The organism is Streptomyces sp. NPDC037013, from assembly GCF_055607265.1.
Window position 1 is genome coordinate 407,172 of the sequence record NZ_JBVJRV010000005.1, and the last position, 17,516, is coordinate 424,687.

The 17,516-nt window shown below is 71.4% G+C and carries 15 protein-coding genes and 1 pseudogene; 10 read left to right on the forward strand and 6 right to left on the reverse strand.

Annotated elements, in window-relative coordinates:
- Positions 1-10: 10 nt before the first annotated feature.
- A pseudogene (locus ACZ7DY_RS20825) lies at positions 11-409 on the reverse strand (ATP-binding protein); the annotation flags it as partial.
- Between the two features lie 84 nt (positions 410-493).
- Here ACZ7DY_RS20825 and ACZ7DY_RS20830 point away from each other — a divergent pair.
- Genes ACZ7DY_RS20830 through ACZ7DY_RS20850 form a run of 5 tightly spaced genes read left to right on the forward strand, consistent with a single transcriptional unit; the run spans position 494 to position 4,614 of the window.
- Entirely contained in the window at positions 494-1,321 is an 828-nt protein-coding gene (locus ACZ7DY_RS20830; protein ID WP_471137361.1) for a helix-turn-helix domain-containing protein, read from the forward strand.
- On the forward strand, positions 1,318-1,554 hold the full coding sequence (locus ACZ7DY_RS20835; protein ID WP_471137363.1) for a DUF397 domain-containing protein: 237 nt from the start codon (positions 1,318-1,320) through the stop codon (positions 1,552-1,554). Before ACZ7DY_RS20830 ends, ACZ7DY_RS20835 begins: the two co-directional genes overlap by 4 nt.
- 6 nt (positions 1,555-1,560) lie before the next feature.
- The gene (locus tag ACZ7DY_RS20840) at positions 1,561-2,235 is read left to right on the forward strand and encodes a DUF7019 family protein (RefSeq protein WP_471137365.1); all 675 of its coding nucleotides are present in this window, start codon (positions 1,561-1,563) and stop codon (positions 2,233-2,235) included.
- A gap of 1 nt (position 2,236) precedes the next feature.
- The gene (locus tag ACZ7DY_RS20845; RefSeq protein ID WP_471137367.1) at positions 2,237-4,204 is read left to right on the forward strand and encodes a HEAT repeat domain-containing protein; all 1,968 of its coding nucleotides are present in this window, start codon (positions 2,237-2,239) and stop codon (positions 4,202-4,204) included.
- A gap of 29 nt (positions 4,205-4,233) precedes the next feature.
- On the forward strand, positions 4,234-4,614 hold the full coding sequence (locus ACZ7DY_RS20850; RefSeq protein ID WP_471137369.1) for a VOC family protein: 381 nt from the start codon (positions 4,234-4,236) through the stop codon (positions 4,612-4,614).
- 12 nt (positions 4,615-4,626) lie between these two features.
- Here ACZ7DY_RS20850 and ACZ7DY_RS20855 read toward each other — a convergent pair whose 3' ends face one another.
- Positions 4,627-5,778: a S1 family peptidase gene (locus ACZ7DY_RS20855; RefSeq protein WP_471137371.1), complete on the reverse strand. Its 1,152-nt coding sequence runs from the start codon at positions 5,776-5,778 to the stop codon at positions 4,627-4,629.
- Between the two features lie 260 nt (positions 5,779-6,038).
- On the opposite strand from ACZ7DY_RS20855, the gene ACZ7DY_RS20860 reads away from it, so the two are divergent.
- Positions 6,039-6,431, forward strand: a complete 393-nt coding sequence (locus tag ACZ7DY_RS20860) for a VOC family protein (protein WP_471137374.1) — start codon at positions 6,039-6,041, stop codon at positions 6,429-6,431.
- A gap of 71 nt (positions 6,432-6,502) precedes the next feature.
- Here the strand turns inward: ACZ7DY_RS20860 and acnA are convergent, their stop codons facing one another.
- A complete protein-coding gene (acnA, locus tag ACZ7DY_RS20865) occupies positions 6,503-9,217 on the reverse strand; it encodes an aconitate hydratase AcnA (RefSeq protein ID WP_471137376.1) in 2,715 nt (904 codons plus the stop codon).
- Between the two features lie 418 nt (positions 9,218-9,635).
- Here acnA and ACZ7DY_RS20870 point away from each other — a divergent pair, with 418 nt between their 5' ends.
- From ACZ7DY_RS20870 to ACZ7DY_RS20885, 4 genes are all read left to right on the forward strand, one after another.
- On the forward strand, positions 9,636-10,508 hold the full coding sequence (locus ACZ7DY_RS20870) for a S1 family peptidase (protein ID WP_471137378.1): 873 nt from the start codon (positions 9,636-9,638) through the stop codon (positions 10,506-10,508).
- 43 nt (positions 10,509-10,551) lie between these two features.
- Positions 10,552-11,883: a hypothetical protein gene (locus ACZ7DY_RS20875; RefSeq protein WP_471137380.1), complete on the forward strand. Its 1,332-nt coding sequence runs from the start codon at positions 10,552-10,554 to the stop codon at positions 11,881-11,883.
- A 131-nt stretch (positions 11,884-12,014) separates the two neighbouring features.
- On the forward strand, positions 12,015-12,749 hold the full coding sequence (locus ACZ7DY_RS20880; RefSeq protein ID WP_471137382.1) for a dienelactone hydrolase family protein: 735 nt from the start codon (positions 12,015-12,017) through the stop codon (positions 12,747-12,749).
- A gap of 534 nt (positions 12,750-13,283) precedes the next feature.
- Entirely contained in the window at positions 13,284-14,813 is a 1,530-nt protein-coding gene (locus tag ACZ7DY_RS20885) for a helix-turn-helix domain-containing protein (RefSeq protein WP_471137383.1), read from the forward strand.
- A gap of 99 nt (positions 14,814-14,912) precedes the next feature.
- On the opposite strand, the gene ACZ7DY_RS20890 is transcribed toward ACZ7DY_RS20885, so the two are convergent.
- From ACZ7DY_RS20890 to ACZ7DY_RS20900, 3 genes are all read right to left on the reverse strand, one after another.
- The gene (locus tag ACZ7DY_RS20890) at positions 14,913-15,662 is read right to left on the reverse strand and encodes a hypothetical protein (protein WP_471137385.1); all 750 of its coding nucleotides are present in this window, start codon (positions 15,660-15,662) and stop codon (positions 14,913-14,915) included.
- A gap of 144 nt (positions 15,663-15,806) precedes the next feature.
- Positions 15,807-16,208 (reverse strand): RidA family protein, encoded by a 402-nt coding sequence (locus ACZ7DY_RS20895; RefSeq protein WP_471137387.1) that lies wholly within the window; start codon positions 16,206-16,208, stop codon positions 15,807-15,809.
- Positions 16,205-17,506: an acyl-CoA dehydrogenase family protein gene (locus ACZ7DY_RS20900; protein WP_471137389.1), complete on the reverse strand. Its 1,302-nt coding sequence runs from the start codon at positions 17,504-17,506 to the stop codon at positions 16,205-16,207. Before ACZ7DY_RS20900 ends, ACZ7DY_RS20895 begins: the two co-directional genes overlap by 4 nt.
- Positions 17,507-17,516: the final 10 nt, after the last annotated feature.

Here is a 17,516-nt window from a genome sequence, read left to right on the forward strand (position 1 = left end):
GCGGTGACGCGAGGACGAACTCGCACCACACCGTCTTGCCGGGAAGCCGCTCCGCGACCCCCCACTTGTCGGACAGAGCCGCCACGAGCAGGAGCCCACGCCCGGACTCCTCGCGCTCCGTGAGGTCCAGGCGCGGCCACCCGTCACCGCTGTCGTGCACCGCGACGCGGAGCACGCCGGCCTCGTGGCTCAGATACAGCCGGAACCCCCGCCCCGGCGGGACCCCGTGCAACAGCGCGTTGGTCGCCAACTCGCTGACGCACAGCGTGATGTCGTCCGCCCGCTCGCCCTCGATCGCCCAGTCCACGAGGGCAGCGGCGGTGAAGGCGCGGGCGGCGGGGACGGACCGGCGTTCGCGACGGTAGAAACTTTCTCGGTTCACGTGAGCAGAGTCACTCTCCGTGGCCATGATGAGGCAGTACGTGAACCCGTACGGCTGAGCTGTACGGGTTCGCTGTGTGAAGGCACGGCTTCTGGTGGGGAGTTGCACGGTATGAGCAGCCCAAAGCGACGATCACGCAGGAACGCGTCGGCGATGCGGATGGTGGGCGCGCTGCTCGCGGTCCACCGGGAGGCGGCCGGGTTCACCCAGCGGTCGCTGGCCGAGCAGTTCCTCATCAGCGAGGAGCTGATCGCCTCCGTCGAGCAGGGACGACGGCCGCTGAAGATGGACCTGGCGGTCCAGCTGGACGACCTCCTCGGCACGAACAGGACGCTGCAGACGGCGGTCGACAACATGCCGGAGGTGGATCTGATTCCGAGGTGGGCGGAGGAGTATCTGGACTGTGAGCGGGAGGCTATTGCGATCTCGTGGTACGAGGGTTTGGTACTCCCTGGTCTGCTCCAGACGGAAGCCTATGCGCGAGCCGTATTCCGCAGCCGAGTTCCCGTCCTCGATGAGGATGAACTTGAGCAGTTCGTGTCCACTCGGATCGAGCGTCAGGAGATCCTGCACCGCAAGGTTCCACCGACCACCAGCTTCGTGATCTGGGAAGCTGTGTTGCACGACCGCCTCGGCGGCCCAAGCGTCTTCGCCGAGCAGCTGCGCCGCCTTCGCACGTACGCCGAACTCCCTGGCCTCGCTTTGCAGATTCTGCCGTTCGGGCGCACAACGCACGCTGCCCTCGATGGACCATTCGTACTCCTGGAAACCCCCGAGCACCAACGGCTCGCATACACGGAGACACAGCGTGGCAGCCAACTGATCGCCGATCCCGACGAGGTGGCGATCCTGACGCAGAAATATGCGATGCTGCGAACGCAGGCCCTCAATCCCGAGGACACCAGGGACCTGCTGGACCGTCTGCTAGGAGAGCAATGAGCGGCACCGCGCGTGAGTGGTTCAAGTCGAGCTACAGCAGTGAACAGGGCGGCGCCTGCCTCGAAGTCGCCTACACCTGGCGCAAGTCCAGCTACAGCGGGAGCGAAGGCGGCGCCTGCCTCGAAATCGCCGCCCACCCCACCGCCATCCACATCCGTGACTCCAAGAACCCGGACGGCCCGCACTTCACCGTCTCCCCGGAGACCTGGACCGCGTTCCTGAAGCTCCCCTGACGCCTCGTGCGGTATTACCTCTACGTCTCCGGCGCCAAGCTGGACATGCTGTACGAGCAGATCCCGCCGAAGCTCCTGAAGCGGCTCGCCGTCGAGGCGAAGGTCGACCTCAAGGTGGTCAGCGTGGCGTTGCAGTCGCCGCGCGCGGAAGCGACCACGTACGACAGGCTGGACATCGTGGAGGCGTATCTGGAGCGGGAGTTCGACGTCAGCTGGATGACGGAGCCGGGGTCCTGGTTCCGGGGCGATCTGGCGCTGCGGATCGCCGGGTACGGGTCGCCCGACGGGCCGACGTTCATGACGGGGCGCGAGGGCGGCACCGTCATCGCGCTGATCGGGTCGGCGCACCACCTGCTGGGGCAGCGCGCGGCCCCCGACTTGATCCAGTCGTCGCACTCCATGCTGCCGTCGCTGTTCCGGCTCCTGGAGGACGCGCCGGAGGACTGGCCCCGCCACCACCGCGTGCCGCGGTCGGACGCGCCGTCGCACGAGGACGAGGCGGCGCGGCAAGTCCTGGAATTCTCCGGGTCGTTGACGGTACCGCCGGTCCACTGCGAGTTCCTCGCGCGACGCCTGCTGCACGCCACCGCCACCGGGCGGGACGGGCAGGAGGTCGAGATCGTCGTCGGCACGCCGTTGTACGTGGCGATGGCGGACGAGGACACGCGCGGGGAGGGCTGAGGTGGAGCCGGATGTCGTGGGGATGCGGCTGGACGGCGATGTCGCGGGCCTGAGCGAGGTCATGAGGTCGGGCCCCTCCCCGTACCCCGGCTGGGCCGTCGACCTGCTGGGGGACATCGGCGGACGGGCGGCCGCCGACGCGCTCCTGCACTGCGTGGAACACCCGGACGAGTATCCACCCCACCTGCACCTGCACGCCCTGTCCACCCTCGCGGAGCTGCGGGACCGCCGCGCCCTGCCGATGATCCTCGGACAGGTGGGCGGCGGGCGGGCGCGGGCGGTCCGGATGTACGAGGACCTGGGCGCGATCGGTGGACCCGAGGCGGTCCGTGAACTCGTCCACCGGCTGGGAGATCCGAAGCCGCCGCTGATGGTCGTCGAGGCGGTGGCCCGGCTGCGCCCGCCGGAGGCCGTACCCGCGCTGCTGGCCGCGCTCTGGGCGCTGCTGCCGGTCGACGAGGCGTTTGCCGTGGAGACCCTGGGGGCGATGCGCGACCCCCGTACCGGACCGGCCCTGCTCTTCCTGGTGAACTCGGAGGGAAGCTCTCCGCAGCTGCGCGGGGCGGCGGTCCAGGCGCTCGCGGATCTCCCCGAGGACGCCTGGCCGCCGCCGGGCGGCCGGACTCCCGAGACGATGCTGCGGCCCGCGCTGCGCGATCCGGACCCGGCGACCGCGCGCCCCGCCGCCGCGCTCCTGGCCAGGACACGCACCGGCCTTGACGAGCTGCGGGCCCACCTCAGGAACGCCTCGCCCCGGCGCCCGGCCGCCCACCGCTTCCCGTCGTGTGCCGCCGTGACGGTCTGCGCGCTCATCCAGGAACGGCCCGAACTCTTCGGCGCGGCCGAGGGAGACCGGGATGTCCCGGCCCTGGTCGACCTGCTCGACGAAGGGTCGGTGGCGTCCGTACGCAGGGCGGCGGCTGCCGCGCTCGGCGCCCTCGGCGGTGACGCGGCCTGCCAAGCGCTCCTCGCCGCGCTCGGCGACGAGCGGATCGGTGACGCGGTGGCGCGGGCCCTGGCCGCCCTGCCCGAACCACCCGTGCGGGACCTGCTCGCGGCGCTGGGCGGCATCCCGCGACGGGGTGACGTCGCCCGGCGCCGGGGCGCGGCCGTGGCCCTGGGCCTGCTGAAGTGCGCCGACGCGGCACCGCTGCTCCTGGCCGCGCTCGCCCCGCCCGACGCGCTCGTCCCGGGGAACACGAGGGCCGTGGGGAACACCAGGAGCGTACGGTCGGCCGCAGCCGACGCGCTCGGCGCCCTGCGGCACGAGCCGGCCGCGCCCGCTCTCGCCGCCCTCGCGGGCGACGGCGAGGAGCCCGGCACGCTCCGCGCCCGCGCCGTGCACGCGCTCGGGCTGATCGGCGCGAGCGAGGCGCTGCCGGTGCTGCTGGCCGCCGTACGCGATCCGTCGGAGCCGGTACGGGTGCAGGCTGCGCAGGCGCTGGGCCGCTTCCCGGTGGCCGAGGCCGCCGACGCGCTCGGGGAGGCCGCCTCGGGGGACGCGAGCCGGGAGGTCGCGCGGGCGTCCGTCCGGGCCCTGGGCCGGTCCGGCGCCCCCGGCACACACGTCCTCGTCTCGCTCGCGGAGCGATTCCGGCGGGGCGTCGCACAGGAACTGGTCGCGGCACTCGCCGAGTGCCGGGGAAGTGAAGTGGTGGCGGCGCTGGGCCGGTTGGCGACCTCGCCGGAGACGGACGACGTCCATCTGTCCGCCACCGTGGCGCTGGCCGACCGCCGCTCCCCCGACTGTGCCGCTCCCCTGGCGGCGGTACTCGCCACCGGCCACCCGGGCCACCGGCACGACGTCGCACTGCGCGGTCTCGCGGCACTGGGCACGGACGAAGCGGACGCGCACGTGCTCGCGTACTGCCGGAAGCACGGCCTCGCGGGCGCGGAAGAGCGGGCGGCGCTCCGGCGCGTCGCGGAGCGCCGGACCGCCCGCCCGGCGCCACCCTCGCCTCACGGGTAACTGCCGTACGGCATACGTACACTGACGCCATGGCATGCCGTATCAGTGAGCTCGTCCTCGACTGCGCCGACCCCGAGCGGCTCGCCGCCTTCTGGTGTGACGTCCTCGGCTACGTCGAACTCGACCGCGAGGACGACGGGAGCATCGAGATCGGGCCGCCCGAGGGGGCCGGCGGGCCGCAGCCCACTCTCATCCTCAGCCCCAGCAGTGCGCCCCGGGCGGGGAAGCTCCCGCTGCACATCGACGTCAACGCGACCGACCGTGACCAGGAAGCGGAGTTGGAACGGCTGCTCGCTCTCGGGGCCGAGCCGGCCGATGTGGGCCAGACCGGGGAGGAGGACTGGCACGTCCTGGTCGACCCCGAGGGCAACGAGTTCTGCCTCCTGCGCCGTCGTCTCCAGCCCCTCTGACGCGGGTCGGGGTCAGGCGGTGTGCAGGGTCAGCCCGTACCGCGAGAGGATCTCGTTCACCGGCTGGAACCACGTCTCGCCGCCGCTGCCGCAGTTGCCCCAGCCGCCCGACGTGACTCCCTGGGCCTGGTCGCCGCTGATGAACGAGCCGCCCGAGTCGCCGCCCTCGGCACAGACGCTGGTCTTGGTCAGCTGGTGGACGGTCCTGCCGTCCGAGTAGTTGACGGTCTCGTTCTTGGCGAGCAGCCGGCCGCAGTGCCACTTCGTGGTGGAACCGGAGCGGCAGATCGACGCGCCGACCGGCGCCTCCGCGGAGCCGCGCACCAGCTGGTCGGGGACGGTGCCCCAGCCGAGCACGACCGGCACGGTCCACCAGCCGTTTCCGACGGACACCCACGCGTAGTCGTTGTCGGGGAACGAGGAGCCCTGGAACGAGCCGATGGCGGAACCGTCCCAGCCGCGCACCGCCGCGCCCGCCCCGCCGCAGTGCCCGGCGGTGACGAAGCCGCCGTACACCGAGAAGCCGATGGAGCAGCGGACGTTGCCGGTGTAGTACGGGTCGCCGCCCACGGTCCCGGCGGCGAAGGTGCCCGGCCGCTCGGGGACCGTGGCGACCTTCACGGGCGCGGTGGCGCGGGCGCGCCGCAGGAAGGTCTTGACATCGTTGTCGGCACGGTGGCCGTCGACGACATCGACGACGACGCGGTTCGCCCGCGCGTCGGCACGCCAACTGGCGATGCCCGAGGGCGCCTTGAGCTTGTCGATACGCCTCTTCGCCGCGTCGAGGGCCGCGGCGCCGTGCGCGACGAACCGGACGTCGGCGCCGGTCCGGCGCACGTCCGCGGCGGCCGCCCGCTCGGTCAGGGCGACGGTGAGCCGCCCCCGACGGGCGTCGAACCACGACCCGCCATAGGCCGCACCGGCCGCCTTCTTCGCCGCCCGCTCGGTCCTGACGGCCCGCCGCTCATCGGCGAGGCGTTCCCGCGCGGCGGCGGGCGTGAGGCCGAGATCGCGCTGCATGGCGTGCAACAGGGCGCCGGACGCGGGGGCCCGAGTGCTGCTTCCGGTGTCGGCGGCGGCGACGGGGGTGAGGCCGGCGCCGACGCAGGCGGCGGTGAGAAGTGCGGCGGACAGACCTAGGCGCGTGCTGGACTTGGGTCTCACAGGGGGGGTCCTCTCGTCGTTCCAACGTTCGGGCGTTCCAACGGGGGTGGGGTGGACCGGAGTTGAACTTCTGAGAGCGCTCTCATCACGTGATGCGGCAGAGCGTAGGGACCCCGGATGCACAAGTCCATACCTGCCGCCCGACCGAGGCCCCTCGACAGCCCCGCGCGGGCGCCCCTAAGATCCACGGCAACATCGCGTGTCGGTCACCGGCCGGGTGAGGCATGGAGGTGTCGGGACATGCCCGTTGGAGGCATTCCTTGTCGGTACAGCTGAATCACACGATCGTCCACGCCCGGGACAACCGGGAGTCCGCCGAGTTCTTCGCGGACCTGATGGGCCTTCACATCGCCGCGGAATGGGGCCCGTTCATCGCGGTGGCCCTGAGCAACTCGGTCACCCTGGACTTCGCCACCGTCCCCGCCGGTTCGATCACCCCGCAGCACTACGCCTTCCTGGTCTCGGAGGCGGAGTTCGACGCGGCGTACGAGAAGATCAGGGCGCGGGGCATCACGCACTGGGCGGACCCCCGCCAGACGAAGCCGGGCGAGATCAACCGCAACGACGGCGGCAAGGGCGTCTACTTCCTGGACCCCTCGGACCACGCCCTTGAGCTCATCACGGTTCCGTACGGCGGCTGGCCGCACCCCTAGGGAGCGCACGCGAGAGGGCCGCACCCCGAACCACGGGGTGCGGCCCTCAACTGCTGCTGTGTGCCGTGAGCTTACTTACGGATCAGGCTGCGCAGCACGTACTGCATGATGCCGCCGTTGCGGTAGTAGTCCGCCTCGCCGGGGGTGTCGATGCGGACGACCGCGTCGAACTCCACGCCGGTGTCGGTGGTGACCTTCACCGTGCGGGGGGTCGAGCCGTTGTTCAGCTCGGTCACGCCGGAGAAGGAGAAGGTCTCCTCGCCGGTCAGGCCGAGGGAGGACGCGGTCTGGCCCTCCGGGTACTGCAGCGGCAGGACGCCCATGCCGATGAGGTTCGAGCGGTGGATGCGCTCGTACGACTCGGCGATGACGGCCTTGACGCCGAGGAGCGCGGTGCCCTTGGCCGCCCAGTCGCGGGACGAGCCGGAGCCGTACTCCTTGCCCGCGAGGACGACGAGCGGGATGCCCTGCTCGATGTAGTTGCGCGAGGCGTCGTAGATGAACGAGACCGGCGCGTCCTCCTGCGTGAAGTCACGCGTGTAGCCGCCCTCGGTGCCCGGCGCGATCTGGTTGCGCAGGCGGATGTTGGCGAACGTGCCGCGGATCATGACCTCGTGGTTGCCGCGGCGCGAGCCGTAGCTGTTGAAGTCGCGGCGCTGCACGCCGTGCTCCGTGAGGTACTTGCCGGCCGGGGTGTCGGCCTTGATGGCGCCGGCCGGGGAGATGTGGTCGGTGGTGACCGAGTCGCCCAGCTTGGCCAGGACGCGGGCGCCCTGGATGTCCTCGACGGGGGACGGGTCCTTCGCCATGCCCTCGAAGTACGGGGGCTTGCGGACGTACGTCGACTCGGTGTCCCACTCGAAGGTGTCGCCGGTCGGGATCGAGAGCGCCTGCCACTGGGCGTCGCCCGCGAAGACGTCCTGGTAGGACTTGTTGAACATGTCCTCGCCGATGGCGTTCGCCACGACGTCGTTGACCTCGGCCTCGGAGGGCCAGACGTCCTTGAGGTAGACCGGGTTGCCGTCCTGGTCGACGCCGAGGGCCTCGGTGGTGATGTCGATCTTCATCGAGCCGGCGAGGGCGTACGCGACGACCAGCGGCGGGGACGCCAGGTAGTTCATCTTGACGTCGGGGTTGATGCGGCCCTCGAAGTTCCGGTTGCCGGAGAGGACCGAGGTGACCGCGAGGTCGTGGTCGTTGACGGCCTTGGAGACCTCGTCGGGCAGCGGGCCCGAGTTGCCGATGCAGGTGGTGCAGCCGTAACCGACGAGGTTGAAGCCGACCTTGTCGAGGTAGGGGGTGAGCCCCGCCTTGTCGAAGTAGTCGGTGACGACCTTGGAGCCGGGCGCGAGGGTCGTCTTGACCCAGGGCTTCCGCGTCAGGCCCTTCTCGACGGCCTTCTTCGCGACGAGCGCGGCGGCGACCATCACGTACGGGTTCGAGGTGTTGGTGCAGGAGGTGATCGCGGCGACGGTGACGGCGCCGTGGTCCAGCTCGTACGTCGAGCCGTCGGGGGCGGTCACCAGGACCGGGTTCGACGGGACGCCGTTCGTGGTGGCCGGGGCGTCGGAGGCCGGGAAGGACTCCTTGCCCGCCTCGTCGACGGTGTCGACGTAGTTGCGCACGTCGGTCTTGAACTGCTCGGCGGCGTTGGCGAGGACGATGCGGTCCTGCGGGCGCTTCGGGCCGGCGATGGAGGGCACGACCGTGGAGAGGTCGAGCTCCAGCTTCTCGGAGAAGTCCGGCTCGGCGGCCGGGTCCAGCCAGAGGCCCTGCTCCTTGGCGTACGCCTCGACGAGCGCGACCTGCTGCTCGTCACGGCCGGTCAGGCGCAGGTACTTCAGCGTCTCGTCGTCGATCGGGAAGATCGCGGCGGTGGAGCCGAACTCCGGCGACATGTTGCCGATGGTGGCGCGGTTGGCGAGGGAGGTGGCGGCGACGCCCTCACCGTAGAACTCGACGAACTTGCCGACGACGCCGTGCTTGCGCAGCATCTCGGTGATCGTGAGGACGAGGTCCGTGGCGGTGGTGCCCGGCTTCAGCTCACCGGTCAGCTTGAAGCCGACCACGCGCGGGATGAGCATGGAGACCGGCTGGCCGAGCATCGCGGCCTCGGCCTCGATGCCGCCGACGCCCCAGCCGAGCACACCGAGGCCGTTGACCATCGTGGTGTGCGAGTCGGTGCCGACGAGGGTGTCGGGGTAGGCCTGGCCGTTGCGGACCATGACCGTACGGGCGAGGTGCTCGATGTTGACCTGGTGGACGATGCCGGTGCCCGGGGGGACGACCTTGAACTCGTCGAAGGCGGTCTGGCCCCAGCGCAGGAACTGGTAGCGCTCCTTGTTGCGGCCGTACTCCAGCTCGACGTTCTGACCGAAGGCCTCGGCGGTGCCGAACTTGTCGGCGATCACGGAGTGGTCGATGACCAGCTCGGCCGGGGCCAGCGGGTTGATCTTCGCCGGGTCGCCGCCGAGTTCCTTCACGGCCTCGCGCATGGTGGCGAGGTCCACGACGCAGGGCACGCCGGTGAAGTCCTGCATGATCACGCGGGCCGGCGTGAACTGGATCTCCTGCGACGGCTGGGCCTGGGAGTCCCAGGTGCCGAGCGCGCGGATGTGGTCGGCGGTGATGTTCGCGCCGTCCTCGGTACGGAGCAGGTTCTCAAGGAGGACCTTCAGGCTGTAGGGCAGCCGTGCGGAGCCCTCGACCTTGTCCAGCTTGAAGATCTCGTACGACTCGTCGCCCACGCGCAGCGTGCTGCGGGCGTCGAAGCTGTTCGCCGACACGACAGTCTCCTTCATATTTGTGCGCGTTCCATCACATCCTGCCGCCACGACTCCTCGTCGATCCGCTAAGGTAAGGCTTAGTTAGGTAACCCTTACCGAGTGGCGGCTTGCGGTGCGCCTCGGCAGATATCTCGATGTCGAGATAACTCTAGTACATGACCCCTGCGTACGACGAGGCGCGCCCTGCTGTCCTGTCCCGGTGACGTCTGGACGGGCCCGGCCGGCCGGGGACGATGGGGTACGCGTGGCCGCGCTCAACCGGACGCCTTGCCCGGGGACCACGGAAGCGAACACCCACCGGAGGGGGGGCAGCCCCCGTGTCGAACGGGCGGGTGACCGGATGGTCCGGTGGGGAACGGGTGGAGAGGCTGGGTGCAGACGGGTCCGCCGGACCTCCACCGAACAAAAGGAACGCCCTGTGTTCAGCTTCACGCGGCCGCGCCGCCGTACCGCCCGTATCGCCGCCGTCGGCGCCCTCGCCACCGCGGCCTGCGCCACCCTCATGGCCGGCAGCGCCGGAGCCATCGTCAACGGGTCGGACTCCAGCGAGCGCTACCCGTTCATGGCGACCATCCCGGAGTCGGCCCCCGAGGCCGGGCTGTACGACGGGAACTGCGGGGCCTCCCTGATCGACCCGCAGTGGGTGCTGACGGCGGCCCACTGCGTGAAGGTCGACGGGATCAAGCTGGACGGCACCGTGCGCGTCGGCAGCGACCACCGCAAGTCCGGCGGCACCGTCCGGAAGATCGACCGCATCTTCGTCCACCCCGGTTACGTGAACGGCGAGAACAAGGCCGCCAACAAGGACGACATGGCGCTGATACGGCTGGACCGCCCGGTCTCCCAGAAGCCCATCAAGATCGCCGAGCGGCCCGGCCGGCCCGGCACGCCCACCCGGCTCCTGGGCTTCGGCACCACCGTCGACACCGAGTTCCGGTTCCCGGACCGGCTGCAGGAACTGAACACCCGCAGGGGCGCCGCGTCAGAGTGCGCGCCCGGCTACGCGGACCGGACCCGGCTGTGCACGATCACCACCGTGCCCAAGGCCATGGCGTGCTTCGGGGACTCCGGCGGGCCGCAGATCCAGAAGGGCCGGGGCGGCCGCTGGGAGCTGATCGGTGTCACCTCCGGGCCCGGCGCCCCGAACGTGCCGTGCTCGGAGGGCCCCGGCCTCTACACCAGCGCACCCGCCTACGCGGGCTGGATCCACAAGACCATGAAGGCGGGCGGGAAGACCACGGGGGCGGCGAAGGCCGTGGAGACCCACCGGGGCTCTTCCTCCGCGCGGTGACGCGGGGCGGCGGGTGGCCGTACCCGCGAACTACCTTGTCCGGATGACTGAGATCGAGGTCGTCGCGCGCGTCCGGACCGGCACCGGGCACTCCGTCGAGCGGTTGGTCTGCCATCCACGGCTTCCGCTGGTGGCCGGCGTGGACCCGGAAGGTTCCGCCGTCCACGTCTGGGCCTGCGACGCGGGGCGGCTGCGCGGCCTCGGTTCGGTCGGCTTCGGGGCGGGTACGGGCGCCGCGGCCTGGCATCCCCACCGGCCGCTGCTCGCCGTGGCGGCCGGCAGCGGAGTGGTGCGGTGGGCTCCCGCCGGGGACCCGGAAGCGGACGGGCCGCTCGCGGAACCGGACGGGCCGCTCGCCGCCGCCCGCTACCGGAGCCTGGCCTTCAGCCCGGACGGCCGGACGTTGTGGGCGTCACCGTCGGCGGGTGATGACGACGACGCCTGGGAACGTTCCGACGTCCTGGACATCGACGACCTCGACGACCTCGACTCCGGCACCGTCGGCGTCGGCGTCGGCCCGCCCTGGGACACCGGTGTCACGGAGCACCCCGGCGGCGGGCTGGTGGCGACGCTGGTCAGCGAACAGGGCGCGACGCTCGGGATCTTCGCCCGGGTCGATCCCGATGCCGCGCCGGCGGCGATGCGCGTGCTGCGCCGCGCACTGGTCCTGGACGCCGACGGTTACGAGGCACCGGTCTTCAGCGCGGACGGCCGCCGTGTCGCCATCCGCGGGAACGCGTACGGCAACTCGCTGGAGGTGTTCGCCTTCCCCTCGCTCCGCCGCGTCCTCGCGACGACTCTCGGCGAGCCCAGCCCCGGCTACCCCTATCCGCAGGAGTGGCTCGACCAGATGCGCGCCTGGTCACGTCAGAACATCGCGTTCGGGGCACGCCCCGGCGTGCTCTGGGTCGGGACACCCGCCGGCACCCTGATCGAGGTCGACACCCTCATGGACGCCGACGCCGATGCGGGTGCCCGTACGGAGGGCGGCGCCGAAACCCCGTACGCGGTCGAACACGACGTGCTCGGCGGGTCCCCGGTGTCCGCGCTCGGCACCACCGCCACGGGCGAACTCGTCGTCGCCTGCCGTGGGGGCGAGCTCCGGCTCCTCTCGGTGGGGGCCGTGGGCGTGGACAGCGGATGTACCGAAGCCCTGCGCGCCGGTGACGCGGCCCGGGCCGCCGTCGCGGCGTTCCTGGACACGGCCGTCGAGGTTCCCGACGGCGCCGGCCTGTGGACCCATCTGGTCACGACCGACGGGGCGCGCACCTGGGAGTCGGACGACCTGGCGACCGTCACCACGGCCTCCGCGACGGACCCGACCTGGCTGCGCCTTCAGGCCGCCGTCAACGCCCTGGACAGTCGGGATACATGACCCGGTGGGCACGCCCGCCGTCCCCATTCCCTTCCCCCATGCCCTTCCCTTCTCTCCCCCGCCGTACCTCTGTTCTGCTGACGGCTAAGGTCGGGCCCGATCGGGTCCGGCCCTGATTACAGTCCCCTCCCATGACGACGATCACCACACGTACGGTCGAGTACCCGGCCGACGGCCGCACGATGATCGGCCACCTCGCGCTCCCCGCCGGCACCGGCCGCAGGCCCGCGGTCCTGCTCGGTCCCGAGGGGCCCGGCCTCAACGACGTCCTGCGCCGCCGGGCCGACGCGCTCGCCGAGCTCGGGTACGTCGCGCTGGCCTTCGACATCAACGGCGGGCACTGGTTCAGCGACCCCGAGCAGATGCTGGCGCACACGACGCCGCTGCTCGCCGACCCCGCACGGATGCGGGACATCGGCCACGCGGCGCTCGACGTGCTGCGCGCCGAACCGCGGACCGACCCCGACCAGATAGCCGCCATCGGCTACGGCACCGGGGGCGCGATCGCGCTGGAACTCGGGCGCGACGGTGTCGACCTGCGCGCGATCGCAACGGTGAACGGCCTGATCACGGGCCGGCCGGGCGAGGCGGCGCACATCCGCTGCCCGGTGTGGGCGGGCGTCGGATCGGAGGACCCGATCATGTCGGCCGCCCAACGGGAGGCGTTCACCGCCGAGATGCAGGACGCCGGCGTCGACTGGCGCCTGGTGGTCTACGGCGGCGCCCTGCACGCCTTCCACCATCCGCCCGTCGACCACACCGTGCGCCCCGGCGTCGGCCACCACCCCCGGCACGCTCAGCGCGCCTGGCGCGACATCGTCTCCCTGCTCGACGAGTGCCTGCCCGCGCCGAGCACCTCCCCGTGAACGACCACTGCCCGCATCTGTGGCGGCGCACGGAATCCCCGGGCGGCGCGCGGCGCACATGGGTGGCTCGGACTCGACTGCCGGACCCCAGCCCGTCCTGAACTCGCCGGGCCTCCCGGACGGCCGCAGCGGCGCGGCGGACACCGGTGGTCCCACCGGCGCGGGGACGGCTTCAGTCGTACGTCCTCCCTGCTCACGCGCACCTTCGGCACCGCGCGTCAACCGCGCGACGAGCACGTCACCGGGCCCCGCGAGAGAGCGAAAGCAGCCGATCTCATGGCGCCCGACCGCGATGTGACGCCGCGTCCGGTGGCCGGATACGTTCCGTCGAGGTGCGCTCGGCGCCGGTCGGATGCACAGTGGAGCACGACGGCGCCGAGTCGTCGGCAGGTCGCGCGGCCGCCGCCCGAGTGACGCGGGCGGCGGCGGGGCCACGGCCGAACTCCCCCGCGGAGAAAGGCGACCGAACGGCCGAACCCCATATGGCCCACCCCGGCGCGCGCTTCATCTCATATCTGAGATAACCTGCGACACATGGCAGACGACTACCTCGTACGCATCGGCAAGCTCATCCGTGACGCCCGGCAGCACCGGGGCTGGACACAGACGCAGCTCGCCGAGGCGCTCTCCACCAGCCAGAGCGCCGTGAACCGCATCGAGCGCGGCAACCAGAACATCAGCCTTGAGATGATCGCCCGGATCGGCGAGGCGCTCGACAGCGAGATCGTGTCGCTCGGCTATGCCGGGCCGATGCACCTGCGGGTGGTCGGCGGCCGCCGGCTCTCCGGCTCCATCGACGTCAAGACGAGCAAGAACGCGTGCGTGGCGCTGCTCTGCGCCTCCCTGCTGAACAAGGGCCGCACGGTGCTCCGCCGCGTCGCCCGCATCGAAGAGGTCTACCGCCTCCTGGAGGTCCTCAACTCCATCGGCGTGCGCACCCGTTGGATCAACGAAGGCGTCGACCTGGAGATCGTGCCGCCCGCCGAGCTGGACATGGGCGCCATCGACGCGGAGGCCGCCCGCCGCACCCGCTCGATCATCATGTTCCTCGGCCCGCTGCTGCACCGCATGGACCACTTCAAGCTGCCGTACGCGGGCGGCTGCGACCTGGGCACCCGCACGATCGAGCCACACATGATCGCGCTGCGCCGGTTCGGTCTGGACATCGCGGCGACCGAGGGGCTGTACCACGCGGAGGTGGCGCGCGACGTCACCCCGGACCGCCCCATCGTCCTCACCGAGCGCGGGGACACCGTCACCGAGAACGCGCTGCTCGCCGCGGCGCGCAGCGCGGGCACCACGGTCATCCGCAACGCCTCGTCGAACTACATGGTCCAGGACCTGTGCTTCTTCCTGGAGGCGCTGGGCGTGCGGGTCGACGGCATCGGCACGACCACCCTGACGGTGCACGGCGTGCCCACCATCGACGTCGACGTCGACTACTGCCCCTCCGAGGACCCGGTCGAGGCGATGAGCCTGCTGGCCGCCGCCGTCGTCACCGAGTCGCAGCTGACGGTCCGCCGGGTGCCGATCGAGTTCCTGGAGATCGAGCTCGCGGTCCTGGAGGAGATGGGCCTCGACCATGACCGCAGCGCGGAGTACCCGGCCGACAACGGCCGTACGCGGCTGATCGACCTCACCGTGCGGCCCTCCAAGCTGGAGGCGCCGATCGACAAGATCCACCCGATGCCGTTCCCCGGCCTGAACATCGACAACGTCCCCTTCTTCGCGGCCATCGCGGCGGCGGCGCAGGGCAAGACACTGATCCACGACTGGGTCTACGACAACCGGGCGATCTACCTCACGGACCTCAACCGCCTCGGCGGCCGTCTGCAGCTCCTCGACCCGCACCGGGTCCTGGTGGAGGGCCCCACCCGCTGGCGTGCCGCCGAGATGATGTGCCCGCCGGCGCTGCGGCCCGCGGTGGTCGTCCTGCTGGCGATGATGGCGGCCGAGGGCACGTCCGTCCTGCGGAACGTGTACGTGATCAACCGCGGCTACGAGGACCTGGCCGAGCGCCTGAACTCGGTGGGCGCGCAGATCGAGACGTTCCGGGACATCTGATCCTCGGAAGCGTCTGATCCCGTAAAGGTGGGCGTGGCGGCGGACCGCCACGCCCACTCCCCTCCGGTACTACGGCTCCTGCCCCGCGGCAGCCGGTGGTTACTGCCCCGAAGCCAGTTCCTTCAGGTCGACGGTGTCGCCCTTGCCCGGAGTCTCGGGCTTCACGGGCTTGTTGTAGTCGGTGAACGTCGCCTCGTTGGGCTTGTCGCCGCCCTTGACCGTGCTGCGCAGGATGTACGGCTTGCCCTCCGTGGCCACGTACATGGTGTGCGTCTCGCCGCCGGAGGCCTTCTTCGTCAGCGCGATGGCCTCCTTGCCGTCGACGGTCGTGGTGTCGCCCTTCTTCATGCCCTTGCGGCTGGACTTGTCCTCGTCCATCGAGGCGACCAGGCCCTGCTTGTCGCACATCCCGGCCGTCTGCGCGTCGTCGGCGGGCATCTTGACCCACTTGCCGCTGACCTTGGAGAGCACCTTCTCCGAACCGGGCCTGTTCTTCAGGGCGCCCTTCCAGTACTGGTCGTTGCCGCGCACGTACAACGTCCCGTTCGTGTGCCGCAGTTCGGCCTTGGAGCCGGCGGTGTCGACGGTTCCCTCGCAGTTCTTCGCCTGGTCGACGGCGAGGTCCAGGCTCACGGACTTCCCGTCGGGCTGCTTCATGTCGCCCTTGAGGCGCATCGAGTCGGCGGCCTTGGTGGCCGCCACCGCCTTGGCCGCGATCTGGTCGGCGCTGTCCTTGGCGAACGGTTTGTCCGAGCCGCCCCCGCCGTCGTCGCTGTCTCCGCAACTCGTCAGCAGGGCAGCCGAAAGCACCGTGATCCCGATGACACCCGAAAGCTTGCTCGTCCGCACGTGGTCATCCTCCCGCGGAACGCCGAAACGTCCCGGTCATCCACGGCCCCGGTGGCCGCGGTGCGTCACCAGGTACCCGGTGATGACGCACCCTCACCCGGTATGTGGCATTCCGCCTGTCAGGGAGTGGATCGGTGAAACCGTTCAGTCCAGTACGGCCGTCCCGTCGAGCTCCACCAGCGCCGCGTCGTCCCACAGGCGGACCGCCCCCACCACGGCCATCGCGGGGTAGTCGCGGCCCGCCAACCTCCGCCAGATGCGGCCCAGTTCGGCGGCGTGGGCGCGGTAGTCGCCGACGTCGGTGGCGTACACGGTGACGCGGGCGAGGTCGGCCGGGGTGCCGCCGGCGTGGCGCAGGGCGGTGAGGAGGTTGGTCAGCGCCCGCTCGAACTGCTCGGGCAGGGTCTCCCCCGTGACCTTGCCCTCGCTGTCCAGGGCGGTCTGGCCGGCGAGGAAGACGAGGCGGGAGCCGGTCGCGGTGACGGCGTGCGAGAAGCCGGTGGGGGGTGAGAGTTCGGCGGGGTTGACGCGGTTCAGGCTGCTCATGCGGACGGCTCCTCGGCGGTGGTCGGGGCGGCGGCGTGCGGCGGGCCCGCCTGGAGCTCCTTGTACAGCTCCTTGGCGATGACGGTGCGCTGGACCTCGCTCGCGCCCTCGTAGATGCGGGGTGCGCGCACCTCTCGGTAGAGGTGTTCGAGGAGGTGGCCGTGGCGCAGCGCGCGGGCGCCGTGCAGTTGGACGGCGGCGTCGACGACATACTGGGCGGTTTCGGTGGCGATGAGTTTGGCCATGGCGGCGCGGCGGGCGATGCCGGGGCCCCGGGGGCCCTCGCGGTCGTACGCCTCGGCCGCCGCGTACACCATCAGGCGGGCCGCCTCGGTGCGCGTGGCCATCTCGGCGACCTGGTGGGCGACGGACTGGAGGTCCTTCAACGTGCCGCCGAACGCTGCCCGTTCGGCGGTGTGGGCCAGGGTGGCGTCGAGCGCGGACTGCGCCATCCCGACGGCGAAGGCGCCGACGCTCGGCCGGAACCGGTTGAGGGTGGTCATCGCGACGCGGAAGCCGCGGTCCACTTCGCCGATCACGTCGTCGCTGCCGACCCGGACGCCGTCGAAGGCGAGGGCGCCGATCGGGTGCGGCGAGAGCATGTCGAGGGGTGTGCCGGTGAGTCCCGGGCGGTCGGCGGGGACGAGGAAGGCGGTGACGCCGCGGGCGCCTGCGTCCGGTGTCGTGCGGGCGAAGACGGTGTAGAAGTCGGCTTCGGGGGCGTTGGAGATCCAGCATTTCTCGCCGGTGAGGCGCCAGCCGCCGGGGCCGTCCGGGGCCGCCGCGAGCTCCAGGGCCGCCGCGTCCGAGCCCGCGCCCGGTTCGGAGAGGGCGAAGGCCGCGACGGCCCGGCCGGCGATGACGGGTGGGAGCCAGCGGTTCCGCTGCGCGGTCGTGCCGTGGGCGTGTACGGGGTGGGCGCCGAGGCCCTGCAGGGCGAAGGCGGTTTCCGCCTCCGTGCAGGCGTACGCGAGGGACTCGCGGGTCAGGCAGAGGTCCATGGCCAGGGCGCCGCCGGTCTTCCCGGCGCCGGATGCTCCGACCGGTCGGGGCGCCTGCGGGTCGTGTGTGGCTGGTCGCGCAATTCCCCGCGCCCCTGACGGAGCGCCACCTGAGCCCTCGTCTCCGCTCTCGAACAACGTTTCCAGCAGCCCCAGTTCGCCGAGCGCCGCCACCAGTGGCCGGTTCACGTGCCCCGGTTCGCCCTTCTCCGCCAGCGGGCGCAGCCGTTCGGCGGCGAGTGTGCGCAGCTCCGCGCAGCGGGCGGTTTGTTCGGGATTGAGCGAGAATGCCGTCACCGCGGACCCC

Excerpts from the sequence above, each read along its gene's own strand:
- ACZ7DY_RS20830 (WP_471137361.1), top strand. The coding sequence starts at position 494 with ATGAGCAGCCCAAAGCGACGATCACGCAGGAACGCGTCGGCGATGCGG.
- ACZ7DY_RS20835 (WP_471137363.1), top strand. The coding sequence starts at position 1,318 with ATGAGCGGCACCGCGCGTGAGTGGTTCAAGTCGAGCTACAGCAGTGAA.
- ACZ7DY_RS20850 (WP_471137369.1), top strand. The coding sequence starts at position 4,234 with ATGGCATGCCGTATCAGTGAGCTCGTCCTCGACTGCGCCGACCCCGAG.
- ACZ7DY_RS20875 (WP_471137380.1), top strand. The coding sequence starts at position 10,552 with ATGACTGAGATCGAGGTCGTCGCGCGCGTCCGGACCGGCACCGGGCAC.
- ACZ7DY_RS20880 (WP_471137382.1), top strand. The coding sequence starts at position 12,015 with ATGACGACGATCACCACACGTACGGTCGAGTACCCGGCCGACGGCCGC.
- ACZ7DY_RS20885 (WP_471137383.1), top strand. The coding sequence starts at position 13,284 with ATGGCAGACGACTACCTCGTACGCATCGGCAAGCTCATCCGTGACGCC.
- ACZ7DY_RS20895 (WP_471137387.1), bottom strand. The coding sequence starts at position 16,208 with ATGAGCAGCCTGAACCGCGTCAACCCCGCCGAACTCTCACCCCCCACC.